This window comes from Candidatus Borrelia undatumii, assembly GCF_020882015.2.
Taxonomy (GTDB): Bacteria; Spirochaetota; Spirochaetia; order Borreliales; family Borreliaceae; genus Borrelia.
In genome coordinates this window covers 14737-31857 of record NZ_CP086555.2, presented here as the reverse complement: position 1 = coordinate 31857, position 17121 = coordinate 14737, and the positions used below count along the sequence as shown (strand labels likewise).

Sequence of the window (17121 nt, the reverse complement as noted above, 5' to 3'; positions counted from 1 at the left end):
TCTTATGAAAGTGTTAAGGAGTGTACTCGCTTATGTTAATGTTCTTTTCTTCTTTTTTGTTTTTACTGCTTTGTTTCCGGTGTGTTTAATTTTTAGACTTTTTAGGTTTGATAGTTATTTTCTAGAGTTTGGTTTTGTGTTGATGAGAGTTGGGATTGGTATTACTTTGTGGCTTGCTGGTATTAAGGTCGTTGTTACTAAGGACAATGGTGCCTGTTTGTCTGGTAAGGGTGGCGCAGTGATTATGGGAAATCATGTCGCTGCAACTGATCCAATTTTTTTAATTTACATATTTACGCAGCCCTTTGTGGTGGTTGCTAAGCGATCGCTTTTTAATGTTCCCTTTCTTAATTTGGTGTTGATTTCCGTGGGGACTATTCCCGTAAATAGGAGTAGTATAAAGTCTTCTGCTAATGCCCAGAAGATGGCTATTGATGTCATTAAGGAAGGAAGGTTTATTGGAATTTTTCCTGAAGGGACTAGGAATCGAGGAGGTGAGGTGGGAAAATTTAAAAGAGGTGCTATGAACTTAGCTTTAAGGACGAATTCTTCAATTGTGCCCGTTACTCTTCTTAATACGCATAAGGTATTTATTAAAAATTTTATATTGAACACAGGATTATCTGTGTATGTTCATGTTCATTCTCCGATAGATGTTTTTAATTTAAGAGATGATGAGAAAGAGAATCTTCATGTTACTGTGAGAGATCGAATAGTGGAAAAATTAGCAAAAATGAAAGTTCAGTATGGCATTGATAGGGATATAAATGAAGACAAATAGTTACGACGAGAGCAAAATTATTACCTTGTCTTCCCTTGAGCATATTAGGCTGCGGTCTGGGATGTATATAGGGAGGCTTGGGGATGGTTCTAACATTGATGATGGTATTTATGTTTTGATTAAGGAAATAGTTGATAATTCCATTGATGAATTTATTATGGGCTATGGTAAGGAAGTTTTTATAAGAAAGGAAAATAATATTATTGGAGTCAGAGATTATGGGCGAGGTATTCCTCTTGGGAAAGTTGTAGAGAGTGTTTCTGTTATTAATACTGGCGCTAAATACAATGATGATGTGTTTCAGTTTTCTGTTGGGCTTAATGGGGTTGGAACTAAAGCTGTTAATGCTTTGAGTTCAAGATTTTTTGTAAGATCAATAAGGGATGGCAAGTTCTTTGAAGCTCTTTTTTCCAAGGGAAACTTGATGAAAACTGTAGAGGGAAATTCTGATGAGAAGAATGGTACTTATATTGAATTCTTGGCTGATACTGAGATTTTTGGCAAATATAAGTATAGTGAAGATTTTTTAAAGAGGAGATTTTTTCATTATGCTTGCTTAAATAAGGGTCTGAAAATTAATTATAACGATCAGATTTTTGAGTCTAGGAAAGGGCTTCTAGATTTTATAAGCTCTGAAATTAAAAATGAAGATCTACTTTATGATTTTGTTTATTATTCTAGTAAAACGTTAGAATTTGCTTTTTCTCATACAAGTAATTATGGAGAAACGTATTTCTCATTTGTAAATGGGCAATATACTAGTGATGGAGGGACGCATCAGACAGGTTTTAGAGAAGGATTTGCTAGAGCTATTAATGATTTTCTTAAGAAGACATATTCTCCTACTGATATTAGAGAAGGACTTGTAGCTACTCTTTCTGTTAAGATAAGGGATCCGATATTTGAAAGTCAGACTAAAAATAAACTTGGCAATGTTGAAACTAGGGGCAATGTCGCTAAGGAAGTACAAAGAATAATTTCAGAAATCCTTTATAAGGATAAAGCTCTGGCAAAGGCAATTGAGAGCAAGGTAGTTGATAATGAGCGCCTTAGGAAAGAATTAAGTAGCGTAAGGAAGGAGGCTAAGGAGAGGGCAAAGAAAATATCTTTTAAAATCCCTAAGCTTAAAGATTGTAAATTTCACTTTAATGAAAAGAGTATTCAATCCGAGGTCACTATGATATTTTTAACGGAGGGAGATTCTGCAACAGGCTCAATGGTGTCCTGCAGAGATGTGTATACACAGGCTATATTTTCTCTCAGGGGTAAGCCTCAAAATATGTTAGAGAAGAGTAAGTCTGAGATATACAAGAATGAGGAGCTTTACAATATGATGGTGGCCCTTGGTATCGAAGAGTCGATTGAAAATTTAAGATATAATAAGGTAGTGATTGCTACGGATGCTGATTTTGATGGGTTTCATATTAGAAATTTGCTTTTAACATTTTTTTTGACCTATTTTGAAGATTTGGTTTTAAATGGACATATGTATATATTAGAAACTCCACTCTTTAGGGTAAGGAATAAAAAATCCACTGTTTATTGTTATTCTGAAGAGGAGAAACAAAAAGCTATTCTTGAAATTAGTAACCCTGAAGTGACAAGATTTAAGGGACTTGGAGAGATTTCCCCAAATGAGTTTAGAAGCTTTATTGATGTTTCTAACATTAAGCTTACGAAAGTTGATCTTTTCAACATAAAGGATATAAAAGAAAAGTTGGGGTTTTATATGGGGCAAAATACTCCTGATAGGCGTCGCTTTATTATGGAGAATTTAATTTAATGGACATTAGAACGCTACTTAGAGATAATTTTCTACAATATTCATCTTATGTTATCAAGGATCGTGCAATTGCTAGTGTTATTGATGGATTCAAGCCTGTACAGAGGAGGATCATACACTCTCTTTTTGAGATGCACGATAGTAATTTTCATAAGGTTGCAAATGTTGTTGGAAATACAATGAAGTATCACCCTCATGGGGATACTTCCATATACGAAGCACTTGTTAATATGGCAAATAAGGACTTGTTTATTGAGAAGCAGGGGAATTTTGGTAATCTTTTGACTGGTGATCCTGCGTCTGCTTCGCGGTATATTGAGTGTCGATTAACTCCGTTAGCGTTTGATGTGCTTTATAGTAAGGAAATAACATCTTATGAATCTTCTTATGACGGTCGTAATAGTGAACCCTTGATTTTTCCTGCAAAGATACCAGTAGTACTCATTCAGGGGAGTGAGGGGATTGCGGTTGGCATGGCCGCAAAGATTTTACCACACAACTTTAATGAAATTTTGAATGCTGTGAGGAGTGAGTTACTTGGTCAGCCTTATGAGCTTTATCCGGATTTTCCTACGGGTGGGATAGTTGATGTTAATGAATATGCGGATGGAAATGGAAAAGTGTTAGTGCGTGCTAAAATTGAGGCTACAGATGATAATAGGACTATTTTAATAAAAGAGTTGCCATTCGGGGAAACTACTGAAAGTGTGATAGCTTCGATTGAGAAGGCTATTCGAAAAAATTATATTAAGGTAACAAGTATTAACGATTTTACCACGGAGAATGTGGAGATTGAGTTGATTCTTCCAAGGGGGGTATATGCCAATGAGGTTGTTGAGAAATTGTATCATTATACGAATTGTCAGGTGTCCATATCTGTTAATTTACTTTTACTGAGTGATAGATACCCTGTTATTTATACCGTTACGGATATTATCAAGTTTCATGCGGAACACCTGCAAAGAGTTTTAAAGATGGAGCTTGAATTACAGAAAAGTAAAATACTTGAAAAAATTTTTTACAAAACTCTAGAGCGAATATTTATTGAAAAGAGAATTTATAAAGTTCTTGAGACTATTTCTAATGAGTCTGATGTTGTAAGCATTATTTTAAGTAAAATTTTAAAATATAGAGATAACTTTTGTAGAGAGATTGTTTTGGGTGATATTGAAAATTTACTTAAAATTCCTATTCGAAAAATAAGTATTTTTGATATTGATAAGAACAACAAAGACATTAAGGCTCTTGGTAGTGAATTAAGAAGTGTTGAAAGTAATATTGGGGCAATTAGAGGATATTCAATAAATTTTATTGATAAGCTTCTTTCAAAATATTCTAAAGCTTATAAAAGGAAGACGGAAATATCTCTTATTCGGTCAAAAAATGTTAGGGAAATAGCTACTAAAAATATGAAGGTTTATTTAAATTTAAAATCTGGTTTTGTTGGGACTAGTCTTGTTGATGGTGAGTTTATTGGTAATGCTAGCTATTATGATAAAGTATTGGTATTTAAGAAAAAATCTTATGTTATAAAGAATATTGAGGATAAAACTTTTATCGACAAGAATAATATAGACGCTTTAGTTTATGATATAAATAATTCAAAGGATCAGATATTTTCTGTTATTTATCTTAATAAGTCTGAGAATCTTTATTATGTTAAGAGATTTAAGATAGATAAGTTCATTACGGATAAGATTTACAAATTTTTGGATGATGGGGATGAATTTGTAGACTTTGCTTTAAGCCCTGAAGTTGTGGAATTTTCTACTAGTAAGGATATTGTTAAAACGCTTAATATTGATGATTTTATGATTAAATCGAGGGTTTCTGTTGGCAAGAGGATTTCAAACAGTAGGCTTAAAAAGGTTAAATTTAGGTAAATTTATATTCTGTTACCTCCTTTGTTGGGTGGGTCTGTTTTTGTATTGTTGATACTATGTTAATAGTATAGTAACATTTATATCATAATGATGGAGGAGGTTATTTGATGAAGGGAATACTGGTTGTGTTTTTATTTTCCTTTTGTGCCTTTGCTAGTTTTGCTCAGGTTGGGGGTATGAGTGCGAGTGATGACTCGGTGGGTAAGTTGTTAGTTTATGAGTCTTCTAAAAAGGATCCTTTGATTCCGTTTTTTTTGAATCTATTTTTGGGATTTGGGATAGGGTCTTTTGCGCAGGGAGATGTTGTTGGTGGTCTATCTATTTTGGGATTTGATGCTATTGGCGCTGGGTTGTTGGCTTATGGTGTATATTCTGTTGGCGGAATGAGCGAGCTTAATGATAAGAAGGATGTTGGAGAGTGGCCAGTGCTAGCGGTTTCTTTAATGGCAGTAGGGGGGGCTACTTTGGCTATAACAAGGCTTGTTGAGATTGTTCTTCCTTTTGTGCATGCTTCTAGTTATAATAAGAAGCTCAGACAGAACTTGGGCGTTGCTTTAGGAGGGTTCCAACCTAGTTTTAGTGTTGCTGTGAATGGAAGCAACGTGCCTGGACTTGGGATTTCTTTTACAAAGAGTTATTAGTTCTAGTTTGATTTTATTTAGTGAGATTAGAGCAGTTTTATAAACACTCTAATCTGCGATATTTATTCATCAGATTATCTATACCGCTTAATGTCGCGGCTCAAGTCCTTCTTGATGCTTTTCTGTTTTAGTACTTCTCTCTTATCGAATAATTTTTTACCTTTACACAAGCCAAGCTCTACTTTTATTAATGAGTGTTTTAGATAAATTGAAATGGGAACCAGAGTGTATCCTTCTTTTTCTTTGAATTTTTTTAGTTTTTGTATTTCTTTCTTTGTAACAAGAAGCTTTCTACTTCTTATTTCCTCATGATTAAAGATGTTTCCTTCTTTGTATTTAGATATATGCAAATTTTCAAGCCATAATTCGTCCTTTTTAACATAGGCGAAGCTATCACTAAATGAAAATTTTTTTAGTTTAATAGATTTAACCTCAGTTCCCCTCAATACAATACCACAGGTTATTTTATCCTCAATGAAGTAATTGAATCTTGCTTTTTTGTTTTCAAGCAACAATGAGATCATATCTATTCCTTTTCAACAATCAGCCTAAACCCAATGTTTGGAGAGCTCCAACTTTTAAAAAAAGAAGCTTTTGTTGAGGGTTTAAGTATCGAGTTTTCATCATAGACATATGTCCTAACCTCAGTTATTAGCGAGTGAAAGTGTGTAGAATATATGTTATTTTCATTTTCATCTCTGAATAATAAGACATCATTAAAACTTGGATTTTGCATTAGATTCCAAAACCCAACTTTTTGAGAGATTTCATTTATATTTAAGTTATTGACTGATTTTGATTCTTCTCTTTGGTATAGCTCCCACTCTTGAGATAGTGGGAGCCTTGCTGTAAATCCTTTTGGTAGGCTTGAAGAATACCATTTAGCATATTCTAGTGCTGCGTGGTACGATATATTAGTAATGTCTTCATTTGATGGCATTTGATCAAAATTTTTAAGATATCTCTCATCTACCAGTTCTTCCCTTATTAAATTATTCTTATTGCTGAATTTCCACCTAGGATTTTCATGCAAGAACATTTGGTACTCAGCCTTGGTAATGTTTTTATTTTGTATCAAAAATTCTTTTAGTCTGTATTTAGTTTTGATCGTAATGTTTTGGGAATGCAGTTTATAATCCTGAATACCTTCAATGGCGCTTGAAGCTACTTTTTTAAAGCCTTCCAGAGTTAGATCTACATTTTTGTTTTTAAACGTTAACACTTTTCTTTCATCTTTTAGTTTCTCTATTAGAGTTATAAACCACTTTTCATTAGATATTTGTTTTTGCTGTTCTTTGTCCAGGTTTCCAAAAAACCAAAGAATCGCCCTGTCTTCAAGATTAAAGTTTTGTTTTAAAGATTCCCACATTTCTTTGTTGTTCTTATCGTTTATCAAATAAATTTCCCTATATGCTTTCAGAAAGTCTTTAAATATCACACTTGAGTTTAAATACGGAATAGAAATCTTGAAGAACTTCTTAACACATTCTGGTCTGTCTCTTAAGTCTTTTAAAATTAGTGAGAATACGGGAATCGGTTGTATATTGTCGCTGGTGTTTTTAAGTTTTGTCATAACTGAGAGTTCCTTTTGCCTTTGGTTCATAATTTTAACAGGATCTCTTAATGCTAGATTGACATTAAAGTGATAACTTGTAAAAAATTTATTTCCTATCTCAATTTGTTCTTCATAAGTACCAAACCCCAGTCTTTTGATTCTTAAGGTTCCCGTGGTGGCATTTGTGTATTTAGTTAATGGAGTTCTCCCAAGGTACTTTTTATCTATGTAAACATGTGCCCCTTCAATATTAGTGTTCACATGTAAATAGGCTCCAGGATTCTTTATTTTGGGATTTACTAAAAAAATAAAAACCATAGATAAAGCCAGAATGAATGTTGTCAATAAAACATAAACCTTTGGTTCTACTCCTAATATAGGCTTTAACCTTACTCTAAAAGCCTCGTCGTTAATACCAATTTCGTCTTCTTTATGCATCACATGTGTAATTATAGGTAAGTATTAAGACATGGTCAATGTTATCTGTTACACTGTCTTCAAGCATTTTCGTATTTGTAAGTATTTTAGATTTTATGTATATTTTATTATCGAGGTCGGAATTTATGTGTTTAGGGAAATTAGACAAATTGGCTTGCTTCCTGGTAAAGGCTATTGAGGGGTATTTAACCTATAGAAAAAGAAAGAAGTATTTTTATAAGTTAAAAGCTAGGAAAAGAGGTTTTTTTGTAAGCTTTTTGTTTGAATTTTTAGGAGCTGTGCTTTTTGTTTTGGCAATAAATCAGTATTTTTTCCAAGGATTTAGAATTCCAACAGGATCCATGGAAGATACTCTTAAGGTTGGAGATTTTTTATTTGTAGACAAGTTTTCTTATGGACCCGAATTTTTGCCTGGAATGGGTAAGATAAATGGAATTAGGGAGCCAGGAGAAGCGGATATTGTTATTTTTGAAAATATAGAGTACAAGTCAAAGGGACTTTTTTTTGATATTTTGCAAAGAATAATTTTTATGTTGACTTTCTCCTTTGTTGATCTTGACAGAGATGAGGATGGGAACCCTAGTGTTAGGTTTTTTGTGAAAAGAGCGTTATTTGCGGATGGTAAAGTTGTAAGATTCCGAAATGGAAGAGTGTTTATTAAGAAAGAAGGGGAAGAGGATTTTGTAGAAGAAAAAACATATAAAGATTCCTTGGAGTATGATTTTGTTTCCAAGAAACTTGTGGAAGATGAGGAATATAAGCTTTATGATGATCTTGCTATGGTTATTGCATTAAAACAATTAAGTTTAGATCTAAAGAATATGCCCGATTTTTCATTTTTTAATTTGAGAGTTATTGATAGATTTGAAGTTGAGAGATTAGAATACAGTTATTTGGTGGCTTTCATGCCATATGTTGATTATTATATGGAAAAAGCAATAATGAGAGATTATGGGTTGTATGTGCCTTATGGGTATGTATTACCTATTGGAGATAATAGAGATAACTCCCATGATGGCAGGTTTTTTGGTGTCATAAATAAAAATAAGATACTTGGTAGAACTTTTTTCTTGCATTTTCCCTTTTATAGGATGGGTTTTCTCTAAAATGGCGGCATATGCAACTTTTGAACAGAGACTTTTAAGGAAAAAGCGAAGGAAGAAGTTTTTTAATTTTACTTTGCTATTTTTAATGTTAAATTATGTTTTTACAAAACTTGTTATGCAGATTTTTACTTTTCAAGGTGAAGAAATGTTGCCTCTAATAACAAAGAATCATGATTTAGTTTTTGTGTCGAAATACATAAGGTTTTTTTCTGTGCCTTTTAGGGTGAACGATATTGTGCTTTATGAAAAGCTAGCTTCAGAGGGTAATGTTATGTTAGATTTTTTCAGAGATTTATTTTGCTTGAGTAAAATTTTTAATACAAAAAAGTATAGTGTATCAAGAATAGTTTCTACTTGGGGAGATTCAGTTTATGTTAGGGGTTTTGATATATTGGTTAACAGAGGAGGTAGTGGTTCTTTTTATTTAAATGGTACCTTTATAAGTAATTATAAATTGAATAATTTTTTTAAATCCAATGAACCAATTAAGTGTTTTACTTTAAAGAAGAATGAGTTTTTTCTCCTAAATGAAAATTTAAAAATTTTGAATGATTCTAGAGTATTTGGACCTATTAAAAAGGACAAGATGAAGTCTTTCCTAATCTTAAAGGTGATGGATTATAGGATTGTTAGATAAGATTTTTGTTGATGCTGATTCTTGTAATTTAAGGGTAATAAAATTTTTACAAAATTTTGTCTTCCAAAGAAGCGTAGGACTTATTTTAGTTTCAAATAAATCCTTAAATCTAGAGTGCGCCAAAAATGTTGCTTTTAAGGTTGTAGGAGATGCCGACTCTTTTATTGTGGAATTAGCTGATAGGAGCAGTATTGTAATTACAAGAGATATATTGCTTGCCAAACACCTATTGGATTTGGAAATTAAAGTCATCAACGACGAGGGTCACATTTTCAACATAAACAACATAGGCTATCTACACTTCAGATCCAACATGAACAATAACCTGGGTTCTATTAAGGTAAAGAGGTATTTTACTCATGAATTCAACAAGGCTAGATATTCAAATTTTACAATGAATTTTCACCGCTTATTCTTTAGTTAATTCATTATTCTCGATTTTCCATAGTCCCTTTCCCTGAGTCAGGATATAGGTTTTTCCGTTCATGGGTATAATATTATTAAGCTTTGTTTTACTCAACTGTGAAGCATTGTAGGATCCCTGTGATACAGATTTAGAGGGTGATTGTAGGTCAAATGTGCCTTCGCCTTTGACAAGCTCTACAAATCCATTATTACTGCCAATGACTATTGTTCCATTAACCTCTCTTGCAAAATATGCAACAAATCCTCCTATATCTTCTCGGTTAAACACTGGCTCTTGATAATTATCTATACTTGAGTACATTGCAAGTTTATTATCTGAGCTGTCGCTATAGCCTCCCCCAGTCATTATCAAGGTTTCACTGAAACCACGGATATTTGTGTCTATTATGGGCATTATTTCATTTTTAGAATTAGCATGCACAGGTTCACCGTTGTCAAGTTTCCAAATCTTTGAGAATCTGCCTGTGATTAACTGATGTTCATTTGAGATTTGATAAAATTTGTCGCCCTTATGTGTGCCTGCGGGAGTTCTGTTGCCTCCATTAATATCTAAAATAATTTGATTTCCATTTTCTTCCGATGCTAGAATGTAGGCTGATTTGACTTCAGTTGCGTCTATAGATTTCAGGAATTTAATGGCATTTAAGTTTTTTTGAAACATAAGCTTCCACTTGTCATTCTCAAGAATGTAGAGTTCCAGTTTACCTTCTTTGCTTTGGGCTAATAGATATGTTTTTCCTAAAATATTGACCAGATCAATCACAAATTCATAAGAATCACTAAAATTTACTCTTTCAACGTTTCCATTTTCTTTTTTAAATAAGTGCATAGCCGCAATGTATAAGGTATTGTCAACCAGTGAAACACCATTTGGACTTGAACTGTCTAACGTGTTGTTATCACTACTTATTTTTTGTAACTTACTGAGCTGAGAAAAGATAGATTCACTTGAGCATGAGCCAACCATTAATGTTAATACTATCAGAATTAATTTTTTAAGATCCTTACTGTTCATATTAAACCTACAATTTATTTACATTTACTGCTACTGAGAGAGAAACTAACAAAAAGTGTCCTATTTTAGCGGAGTTCCCAAATTCAAACATCGACCACCATGCTGTTGTAAGGCCTAGAGACCACTTATAATTGAAGTTCCACAAAGCCCCACAGCCAATTGAAATTATAGGCATAGCATCAAAGGTTCTTAAATTTGAAATATTATCACTTTTGTCTCCGTAAGAGGTTAGGGAAAATCCTACATTTGAAAACATGGGTATTTGAAAAAGCTCGCCAATATCAAGCACATAGCTTATTAAAAACGTAATAGGAACTATGCCAAGTGTCTTACCTATCCCAGCTTCAGGGTTAAGTAAGTTGAATGTTTGATTAATGTCAAAATTGAACAAGTACCTAAGCTCAAGCCCCACAGCTAGGCTGCTTAATATGTGGTACTGATATTTAAGAGCTCCAATCCCTCCGGGATACAAATTTGAAGGATAGATACTCGACAAATCATTATAGAAAAGAGGCATTCCCAAGCTCAAGTCCACCCCGATAACAGAGTTCCCATTCCTATCAACCGAATAAGCCACGACCCTTGACACATTCAAGCCCAACAGGATCAACCAGATCAAGCAAACTAAAAGGTTTCTTTTCATTATTCTCCGTTTTTCAAAAACTCGTTGTTACGATCATTATATTTAAAAAAAGGTTTTATTACAATTAATTCTTTTTCAAATTGATTCTTATTTACGTTTACAATGTTTACAATATGAGTATAATATGTGGTGTTTGACAAATTAATAGGAGGGTCGGTTTGGCCAATGTTTTTGATGGTAAACTCTTTGCGGAGAGATACTACTTATTGTTGAAAAAGTTTCTAGCAGAGTATGATCTGGTAAATAAGATTGGCTTAAAAGTTATTTTGGCAAACGACAATCCTGCAAGTGGGCTTTATGTGTCTATTAAAGAAAGAGTATCAAAGGAGATTGGCATTAATTTTTGCGTTATCAAGTTAAATAGCAATACAAAACAAGAGGATATTTTGCAGTTAATTGAGGCTGAAAATTTGAATGAAGATACTGATGGAATTATTGTACAGTTACCTCTTTCGAGTGGAATAGATGTAAATATGGTTTTAAACAAGATAATGCATACAAAGGATGTAGATGGGCTTTCTGCTATCAATTTAGGTAAATTGGTGTTGGGTGATAAGATGGGATTTGTTCCTTGTACAGCTCTTGCTGTTCTTAAAGTTTTGCTCGATCAGAGGGTGGAAACTTCCGGAAGGACTGTTGTTGTGATTGGAAGAAGTGCTCTTGTTGGAAGACCTGTTTCCATTTTGCTTTCTTGCAAGCCTTATGATGCTACTGTAATTACGTGTCATAGCAAGAGTACTTATTTGGATGTTTATGTAAGGCAGGCAGATATTATTATTACTGCCGTTGGTAAGCCTAGGCTAATTGGTTTGAATATGATATCCGGGAGCCCTTATGTTGTCGATATTGGTATCTCTGAAGTAGAAATTGGGGGTAATAATGTTTTGGTTGGAGATGTAGACTTTGAGGAAATTAAGGAACATGTTAAATTTATTACTCCTGTAAGGGGGGGAATTGGTCCTGTTACAGTGCTTATGCTAATGTTTAATACAATTAAAGCACATTTGATTAGACATAATAATTTTGATGTTTTGGAAAAATTAGAAAAGCTGGTGCTGGTGGAGGTTTGAATGTCTGGTCATAGTAAATGGTCAACCATAAAGAGGAAAAAGGGTGCTACTGATGCTAGAAGAAATAAAATCTTTACTAAATTGATTAGGGAAATAAGCATTGCTGCCAAGATGGGCGGGGGCGAGATTGATTCTAATCCTAGATTAAGGGTTGCTGTTAATAAGGCGAGGGTATCTAATATGCCTAAAGAGAATATTGAGAAAGCAATCAAAAAGGGCACTGGCGATAATACAGGTGATGAGTATTTTGAACTTACCTATGAAGCTTATGCCCCGCATGGGGTGGCTTTAATGATTATGTGCCTAACTGATAATAGGAATAGGACAGCAAGTGATGTAAGGAATGTTCTTACAAAGGGAGGTGGTTCTCTTGGATCCCCTGGCTCTGTATCTTATATGTTTCACAGGAGAGGTTTAATATCTTATAGTCTAGACAAATATTCTGAAGACGAGATAATGGAATTTGCGTTAGAGGCAGGGGCGGAAGATATTTTGAGTGAAGGGTCTGAAATAGAGGTAATAACAAGTGATGAAAATTTTGAAACGATTTTGTCTGTTTTGAAAACCAAGTTTGAGGAAGAGATGGCAGAGATTGCCTTTATTCCTGAGAATAAAGTTTCTTTGGAAAGGGATCAAATGGATAAAATTCTTTTTCTTATTGAAAAATTAGAAGATTTTGATGATGTACAGGAAGTTGTTCATAATTTGGAAATTTTTAATAATCTTGATTAATCACATGTTAGTTTTTAAATTTAGATGAGAATATTAGGTATTGATCCTGGTCTTGCGAATGTCGGATGGGGTATTTTGGATAAGAAGGGCAGTAGGTATGTATATGTTCAAGATGGGACTATAGTCACCAGTTCTTATATGTCTTTAAAGGATAGAATAAAGTTGATTTCTGCAGAACTTGTTTTGGTTATTGATAAGTTTAGTCCTGATGCGGCAAGTGTTGAGGATATTTATTTTTCTAAAAATAAGAAAACTGCGATAGCAGTGGCAGAGGCAAGGGGAGCCATTATTTTGACTCTTGCTGCGAAAGATGTAGATTTTTATTCATATACTCCGATGCAGGTTAAGAATGCAATTTCTGGTTTTGGTGGGCTTAAGAAGATGCAAGTAAAGTATATGATGCGTGTTTTACTTGGAATGAGTTCGGACTTTACGTTTACTAGTGATCATAGTAGCGATGCGCTTGCGCTTGCCCTTTGTCATGGCAATTACAATTAGTTATAATTTATCTTGTAAATTTTGTTGCCGAAGTCATCTGAAAATAAAATTGAACCATCCCAATAAGTTATTATGTCAACAGGTCTTCCGATTTTAGAGCCATCGGAGGCCAAAAGGCCATCTAGGAATACCTTATAATTTGTTGCAGTTTTTGTACCCGGAATAATGTCTAGTGTTGTTATTCTATACCCAACAGGAGTAGTTCTGTTCCATGATCCGTGTTCAGCGATAAAAAGCTTATTTTTGTATTCGCTTGGAAACATACTTCCCTTGTAAAAATGTATTCCAAGGGGTGCAACATGAGCTGGGAGCTCGTAAATAGCGGGTGTAAAATTAATGTTTTTGGGAGCTTTAGGGTAAAAGGAAGGATCTTTTTCATTTTTGCCAAACATGTATGGAAATCCAAAATGCTCTCCATGTTTGGATACTAAATTAATTTCATCTGGTGGTAAATCATCGCCAAGGTGATCTCTTCCATTGTCACTAAAGTAGAGACGGTTATCGGTTGGATGGAAATCAAATCCTACTGAGTTTCTAACGCCACGGGCTACTATTTTTTTTGTTTTAGTCTTAAGGTCAATTTCTAACAATACTGCTTCATGCTCACCCTGCGGGATGCTAGCATTGCTAGGAGAACCAATATTGACTATCAATTTTTTATTTCTTTTATCTACCTTAATGTATCGTCCTGCATGTATTTTTGAATTTGTATCTGGCAATGCAACAAATTCTTCCATTTTCCACTTATGTAGTTGATTGGTATTAACAGTTTTAGTTATTTCTTTTTCCACATCTTGAACAACGTAAATCTTGTTTACTGAAGAAATGTATAATTTGTTGTTAAAATAGGAAATACCTATTGGTTTTTTAAGATTTGAAGCAATTTTGTAAATATCTTTGTTTTTTGTGATTAGATAAGCAAAGTTACTTGAAGATCCTATGAAAATATTTCCTTTATTATCACATGTAAGTCCTCTAGGTTTTTCAATATTGCTTGCAAAGATTTCAACTTGAAACCCATCTGGAACTCTTAATTTGACAGGCTGTGCCCCTAGGCTTAAGATCAAATTCAACAAGAACAACATGCAGACAGTAAATATGTTTTCCATAATACGACCTCCTATCTCATTTTACATTGATTGGTGTATGGAAATAAGACTAATTTGAATTTATTATGCATTATAATTTAATTCTATGATAAATAAGATTTATGGTAAAGTTGTTGAAAAAAGGGTTTCTAGTGTCGTTATTGCGGCGTTTCCCTTTGAATTTGAGGTTTTAGTTAGTTATTTCTGTATGATAGAATTTGATTTGCTAGAAGATGTTGAAATATTAATTTATCTTCACTTAAGAGAAGGGGAGATAAAGCTTTTTGGTTTTGCAAATGCAGAAGAGAGAGCAATTTTTGAGGAACTTATTGGTGTTGAAGGAATAGGGCCAAGGGCAGCTTTAAGAATACTGTCGGGTATTAAATACAGTGAATTTAGAGATGCAATTGAGAGGGAAGATGTAAAACTTATTTCTAAGGTTAAAGGGATTGGAAATAAAACAGCGGGTAAAATATTTTTAAAGCTTAAGGGAAAACTTGTTAAAACAGATGGGTTGAGTTCGGATGCATTTAAATTTAAGGATCTTGAACAGTCAATTGTTAATATGGGTTTTGATAGAAAGCTTGTTTTGGCTGGGATAAAGGAAGTTATGGCTACAGATAGGTTTTTAATGTTAGGAGAAGATGACCAGGAACAGTTTTTATTCAGAGAAACCTTAAGAAGACTTTCGAGTTAATTTTGTTTAGTAAATATTTAGTGAAGAGAGGGCTTGTAGATGAATTTGGGAGAGGGATCTAGTTTTTTAAGTTCCGACAAAAATTTTCTTTATGACAGAAATGAGAGTGAGCTTAGGCCAAAATCCCTTAGAGATTTTTCAGGACAGTCCCACATTAAAGAAAACTTGAATATTTTTATGAAAGCATCGAGGGAAAGAAATGAAGCCCTTGATCATGTTTTTTTAAGTGGCCCTCCGGGTTTGGGCAAGACTACTCTTGCTAGTATTATTGCTTTTGAAATGAACACTACACTAAAGGTGACTTCAGCACCAGCACTTGATAAACCAAAGGATATTGTGGGAATTTTAACAACTCTTGATGATAAGAGTGTTTTGTTCATTGATGAGATACACAGACTCAAGCCTGTAATAGAAGAGATGCTCTATATTGCGATGGAAGATTATGAAATAGACTGGGTAATTGGGCAGGGGCCTGCTGCAAGAACGGTAAGAATTCCTATTCCTAGGTTCACTTTGATTGGAGCTACTACAAAACCAGGAAAAGTGGCATCTCCTCTTTATGCGAGGTTTGGAATTGTGTCCAGATTTGATCTTTACAATGAAAAGGAGCTTGTAGGGATAATAAAGAGAAATGCTGTCATCTTAAACGTTAAGCTAGAAGATAATGCATCTTATCTTTTGGCAAAAAGCTCGAGGGGAACGCCTCGTGTAGCAAATAGAATCTTAAGAAGAATGAGAGACTTTGCACAGGTTAATGGGCATGATTTTATTACAGAACGTGTTGTTAGTTCCGGGCTTGAAATGCTAAAGATTGATAAAGAGGGTCTTGATGAACAAGATAGAAATATTTTAAGGAACCTAATACTGAAATTTAAGGGAGGGCCTGTTGGTGTTGAAACTTTAGCAATTTCTGTTGGTGAAACGGCTGATTCTCTTGAAGATTTTTATGAGCCTTATCTTATTTTAAAGGGCTTAATTGAGAGAACTAGTAGGGGGCGTAAGGCCACTGACTTTGCATATTTTCATCTAAATCTGGATAAAAATGAACTTAATGATTTAAATAATGGGAAAAAAAATGGATACCAGGGAATTTTATTTTAATTTGCCATCTAATTTGATAGCGCAATATCCAAGCAAAGAAAGAGGTGCATCAAGGCTGATGGTTCTAGATCCTGGTAGGCATAAAGTCTATCACGATCGTTCTGTAAATGATATGTTGAAGTATATTGACAGCAATATTTTTTTAGTATTTAACGATTCAAGAGTTAGGAAATCAAGAATATATGCCAAGACAGATAGTGGGGGTAGTGTTGAATTTTTGATTCTAGACAGGATAGCAGATGATGTGTTTACATGTTTAGTTTCCAAATCTAGGAGACAGAATGTTGGAAAGATTTATAAATTTCCTCAGGATTTGTTGGCTCAGATAATTTCAAAGTCAGATAATGAGTTTACACTTAAATTTAGTAAATGCGTGGACGAAGCTTACTTCGAGCAATATGGGCTCATTCCTTTACCGCCCTATATCAAGAGGACCTATGAAAAAGAAGACGAAGAGCGTTATCGAACAATTTATTCTAAGTGTATAGGTTCATCGGCCTCAGCTACAGCGGGGCTACATTTTGGTAGAGAATTTTTTTCTTTGTTGGACAAGAATAGCATTGAGTATGATTTTATTACACTTCATGTTGGACTTGGAACTTTTCTTCCTGTAAGAACAAAGAAAATAGAAGAACATAAGATGCATTTTGAAAGATTTTTTATAAAAGATTCTGTTGCAATGAGGCTTAAGAAAGCGATGACTTTAGGTAAAAAGATCTTAGCCGTTGGGACCACTACTCTTAGGACATTAGAGTCAGCTTATAAGGGTAGCAATGAATTTATGCGAGGAGAACAGAAAACAGATCTTTTTATTTATCCGGGTAAGGGTTATGGCTTTAAGTGTGTTGATATGCTTTTTACAAATTTTCATACGCCAGGATCAACTCTTTTAATGTTGGTTTCCTCATTTGGTGGTAAGGACTTTGTATTTAATTCTTACAAGGAAGCCGTTGAGATGAATTATAAGTTTTTCTCTTATGGTGATGCTACTTTATTTTTAAATCACATATAGATATTAATTCTTAAT

18 protein-coding genes are annotated in these 17121 nt (G+C 33.9%); 13 read left to right on the top strand and 5 right to left on the bottom strand.

Annotated features, from left to right (window positions below; translation table 11 throughout):
* Positions 1-4 precede the first annotated feature (4 nt).
* From LKV13_RS00170 to LKV13_RS00155, 4 genes are all read left to right on the top strand, one after another.
* Positions 5-781 (top strand): lysophospholipid acyltransferase family protein, encoded by a 777-nt coding sequence (locus tag LKV13_RS00170; RefSeq protein WP_229088499.1) that lies wholly within the window; start codon positions 5-7, stop codon positions 779-781.
* A complete protein-coding gene (locus tag LKV13_RS00165; protein ID WP_229088498.1) occupies positions 768-2564 on the top strand; it encodes a DNA topoisomerase IV subunit B in 1797 nt (598 codons plus the stop codon). The genes LKV13_RS00170 and LKV13_RS00165 overlap by 14 nt, the downstream gene beginning before the upstream one ends.
* Complete coding sequence (locus LKV13_RS00160) at positions 2564-4447, top strand: DNA topoisomerase IV subunit A (protein ID WP_229088497.1); 1884 nt, start codon at positions 2564-2566, stop codon at positions 4445-4447. Before LKV13_RS00165 ends, LKV13_RS00160 begins: the two co-directional genes overlap by 1 nt.
* A gap of 107 nt (positions 4448-4554) precedes the next feature.
* Complete coding sequence (locus LKV13_RS00155) at positions 4555-5088, top strand: P13 family porin (RefSeq protein ID WP_229088496.1); 534 nt, start codon at positions 4555-4557, stop codon at positions 5086-5088.
* A 74-nt stretch (positions 5089-5162) separates the two neighbouring features.
* On the opposite strand, the gene smpB is transcribed toward LKV13_RS00155, so the two are convergent.
* Together smpB and LKV13_RS00145 are read right to left on the bottom strand one after the other, a co-directional pair.
* A complete protein-coding gene (gene smpB / locus LKV13_RS00150; protein WP_373464026.1) occupies positions 5163-5612 on the bottom strand; it encodes an SsrA-binding protein SmpB in 450 nt (149 codons plus the stop codon).
* Between the two features lie 2 nt (positions 5613-5614).
* A complete protein-coding gene (locus tag LKV13_RS00145; RefSeq protein ID WP_229089640.1) occupies positions 5615-7081 on the bottom strand; it encodes a PEGA domain-containing protein in 1467 nt (488 codons plus the stop codon).
* Between the two features lie 125 nt (positions 7082-7206).
* Between LKV13_RS00145 and lepB (LKV13_RS00140) the strand changes: the two genes are divergently transcribed.
* From lepB (LKV13_RS00140) to LKV13_RS00130, 3 genes are read left to right on the top strand one after another with little or no spacing between them, the layout of a single operon-like run.
* Entirely contained in the window at positions 7207-8187 is a 981-nt protein-coding gene (lepB, locus tag LKV13_RS00140; RefSeq protein WP_229088495.1) for a signal peptidase I, read from the top strand.
* Position 8188: 1 nt separating this feature from the next.
* Positions 8189-8824, top strand: coding sequence for a signal peptidase I (lepB, locus tag LKV13_RS00135; RefSeq protein ID WP_229088494.1), 636 nt, complete (start codon positions 8189-8191; stop codon positions 8822-8824).
* The gene (locus LKV13_RS00130; RefSeq protein ID WP_229088493.1) at positions 8814-9248 is read left to right on the top strand and encodes a DUF188 domain-containing protein; all 435 of its coding nucleotides are present in this window, start codon (positions 8814-8816) and stop codon (positions 9246-9248) included. Before lepB (LKV13_RS00135) ends, LKV13_RS00130 begins: the two co-directional genes overlap by 11 nt.
* On the opposite strand, the gene LKV13_RS00125 is transcribed toward LKV13_RS00130, so the two are convergent.
* Entirely contained in the window at positions 9234-10265 is a 1032-nt protein-coding gene (locus LKV13_RS00125) for a hypothetical protein (RefSeq protein ID WP_229088492.1), read from the bottom strand. The two genes, LKV13_RS00130 and LKV13_RS00125, sit on opposite strands and share 15 nt — an antisense overlap.
* Positions 10266-10272: 7 nt before the next feature.
* Complete coding sequence (locus LKV13_RS00120; RefSeq protein WP_229088491.1) at positions 10273-10908, bottom strand: BB0027 family outer member beta-barrel protein; 636 nt, start codon at positions 10906-10908, stop codon at positions 10273-10275.
* 158 nt (positions 10909-11066) lie between these two features.
* Between LKV13_RS00120 and LKV13_RS00115 the strand changes: the two genes are divergently transcribed.
* From LKV13_RS00115 to ruvC, 3 genes are read left to right on the top strand one after another with little or no spacing between them, the layout of a single operon-like run.
* Positions 11067-11978: a bifunctional 5,10-methylenetetrahydrofolate dehydrogenase/5,10-methenyltetrahydrofolate cyclohydrolase gene (locus tag LKV13_RS00115; RefSeq protein ID WP_229088490.1), complete on the top strand. Its 912-nt coding sequence runs from the start codon at positions 11067-11069 to the stop codon at positions 11976-11978.
* Complete coding sequence (locus LKV13_RS00110; protein WP_229088489.1) at positions 11979-12710, top strand: YebC/PmpR family DNA-binding transcriptional regulator; 732 nt, start codon at positions 11979-11981, stop codon at positions 12708-12710. It abuts the gene before it with no gap.
* A 24-nt stretch (positions 12711-12734) separates the two neighbouring features.
* Positions 12735-13208 carry a crossover junction endodeoxyribonuclease RuvC gene (gene ruvC / locus LKV13_RS00105; protein ID WP_229088488.1) on the top strand — a complete coding sequence of 158 codons (474 nt, stop codon included), beginning with the start codon at positions 12735-12737 and terminating at the stop codon, positions 13206-13208.
* Here ruvC and LKV13_RS00100 read toward each other — a convergent pair.
* Complete coding sequence (locus LKV13_RS00100) at positions 13205-14317, bottom strand: PQQ-dependent sugar dehydrogenase (protein WP_229088487.1); 1113 nt, start codon at positions 14315-14317, stop codon at positions 13205-13207. The two genes, ruvC and LKV13_RS00100, sit on opposite strands and share 4 nt — an antisense overlap.
* A gap of 85 nt (positions 14318-14402) precedes the next feature.
* Here LKV13_RS00100 and ruvA point away from each other — a divergent pair, with 85 nt between their 5' ends.
* Genes ruvA through queA form a run of 3 tightly spaced genes read left to right on the top strand, consistent with a single transcriptional unit; the run spans position 14403 to position 17106 of the window.
* Entirely contained in the window at positions 14403-14993 is a 591-nt protein-coding gene (gene ruvA, locus LKV13_RS00095; RefSeq protein ID WP_229088486.1) for a Holliday junction branch migration protein RuvA, read from the top strand.
* A 39-nt stretch (positions 14994-15032) separates the two neighbouring features.
* Positions 15033-16094 (top strand): Holliday junction branch migration DNA helicase RuvB, encoded by a 1062-nt coding sequence (gene ruvB / locus LKV13_RS00090; RefSeq protein WP_229088485.1) that lies wholly within the window; start codon positions 15033-15035, stop codon positions 16092-16094.
* Entirely contained in the window at positions 16069-17106 is a 1038-nt protein-coding gene (gene queA / locus LKV13_RS00085) for a tRNA preQ1(34) S-adenosylmethionine ribosyltransferase-isomerase QueA (protein WP_229089639.1), read from the top strand. Before ruvB ends, queA begins: the two co-directional genes overlap by 26 nt.
* Positions 17107-17121 lie beyond the last annotated feature (15 nt).

What these genes read in the sequence shown, in the direction of transcription:
- LKV13_RS00170 (WP_229088499.1), top strand. Translation starts at nt 5, where the DNA reads ATGAAAGTGTTAAGGAGTGTACTCGCTTATGTTAATGTTCTTTTCTTC.
- LKV13_RS00165 (WP_229088498.1), top strand. Translation starts at nt 768, where the DNA reads ATGAAGACAAATAGTTACGACGAGAGCAAAATTATTACCTTGTCTTCC.
- LKV13_RS00160 (WP_229088497.1), top strand. Translation starts at nt 2,564, where the DNA reads ATGGACATTAGAACGCTACTTAGAGATAATTTTCTACAATATTCATCT.
- LKV13_RS00155 (WP_229088496.1), top strand. Translation starts at nt 4,555, where the DNA reads ATGAAGGGAATACTGGTTGTGTTTTTATTTTCCTTTTGTGCCTTTGCT.
- smpB (WP_373464026.1), bottom strand. Translation starts at nt 5,612, where the DNA reads ATGATCTCATTGTTGCTTGAAAACAAAAAAGCAAGATTCAATTACTTC.
- LKV13_RS00145 (WP_229089640.1), bottom strand. Translation starts at nt 7,081, where the DNA reads ATGCATAAAGAAGACGAAATTGGTATTAACGACGAGGCTTTTAGAGTA.
- lepB (WP_229088495.1), top strand. Translation starts at nt 7,207, where the DNA reads ATGTGTTTAGGGAAATTAGACAAATTGGCTTGCTTCCTGGTAAAGGCT.
- lepB (WP_229088494.1), top strand. Translation starts at nt 8,189, where the DNA reads ATGGCGGCATATGCAACTTTTGAACAGAGACTTTTAAGGAAAAAGCGA.
- LKV13_RS00125 (WP_229088492.1), bottom strand. Translation starts at nt 10,265, where the DNA reads ATGAACAGTAAGGATCTTAAAAAATTAATTCTGATAGTATTAACATTA.
- LKV13_RS00120 (WP_229088491.1), bottom strand. Translation starts at nt 10,908, where the DNA reads ATGAAAAGAAACCTTTTAGTTTGCTTGATCTGGTTGATCCTGTTGGGC.
- LKV13_RS00110 (WP_229088489.1), top strand. Translation starts at nt 11,979, where the DNA reads ATGTCTGGTCATAGTAAATGGTCAACCATAAAGAGGAAAAAGGGTGCT.
- ruvC (WP_229088488.1), top strand. Translation starts at nt 12,735, where the DNA reads ATGAGAATATTAGGTATTGATCCTGGTCTTGCGAATGTCGGATGGGGT.
- LKV13_RS00100 (WP_229088487.1), bottom strand. Translation starts at nt 14,317, where the DNA reads ATGGAAAACATATTTACTGTCTGCATGTTGTTCTTGTTGAATTTGATC.
- ruvA (WP_229088486.1), top strand. Translation starts at nt 14,403, where the DNA reads ATGATAAATAAGATTTATGGTAAAGTTGTTGAAAAAAGGGTTTCTAGT.
- ruvB (WP_229088485.1), top strand. Translation starts at nt 15,033, where the DNA reads ATGAATTTGGGAGAGGGATCTAGTTTTTTAAGTTCCGACAAAAATTTT.
- queA (WP_229089639.1), top strand. Translation starts at nt 16,069, where the DNA reads ATGGATACCAGGGAATTTTATTTTAATTTGCCATCTAATTTGATAGCG.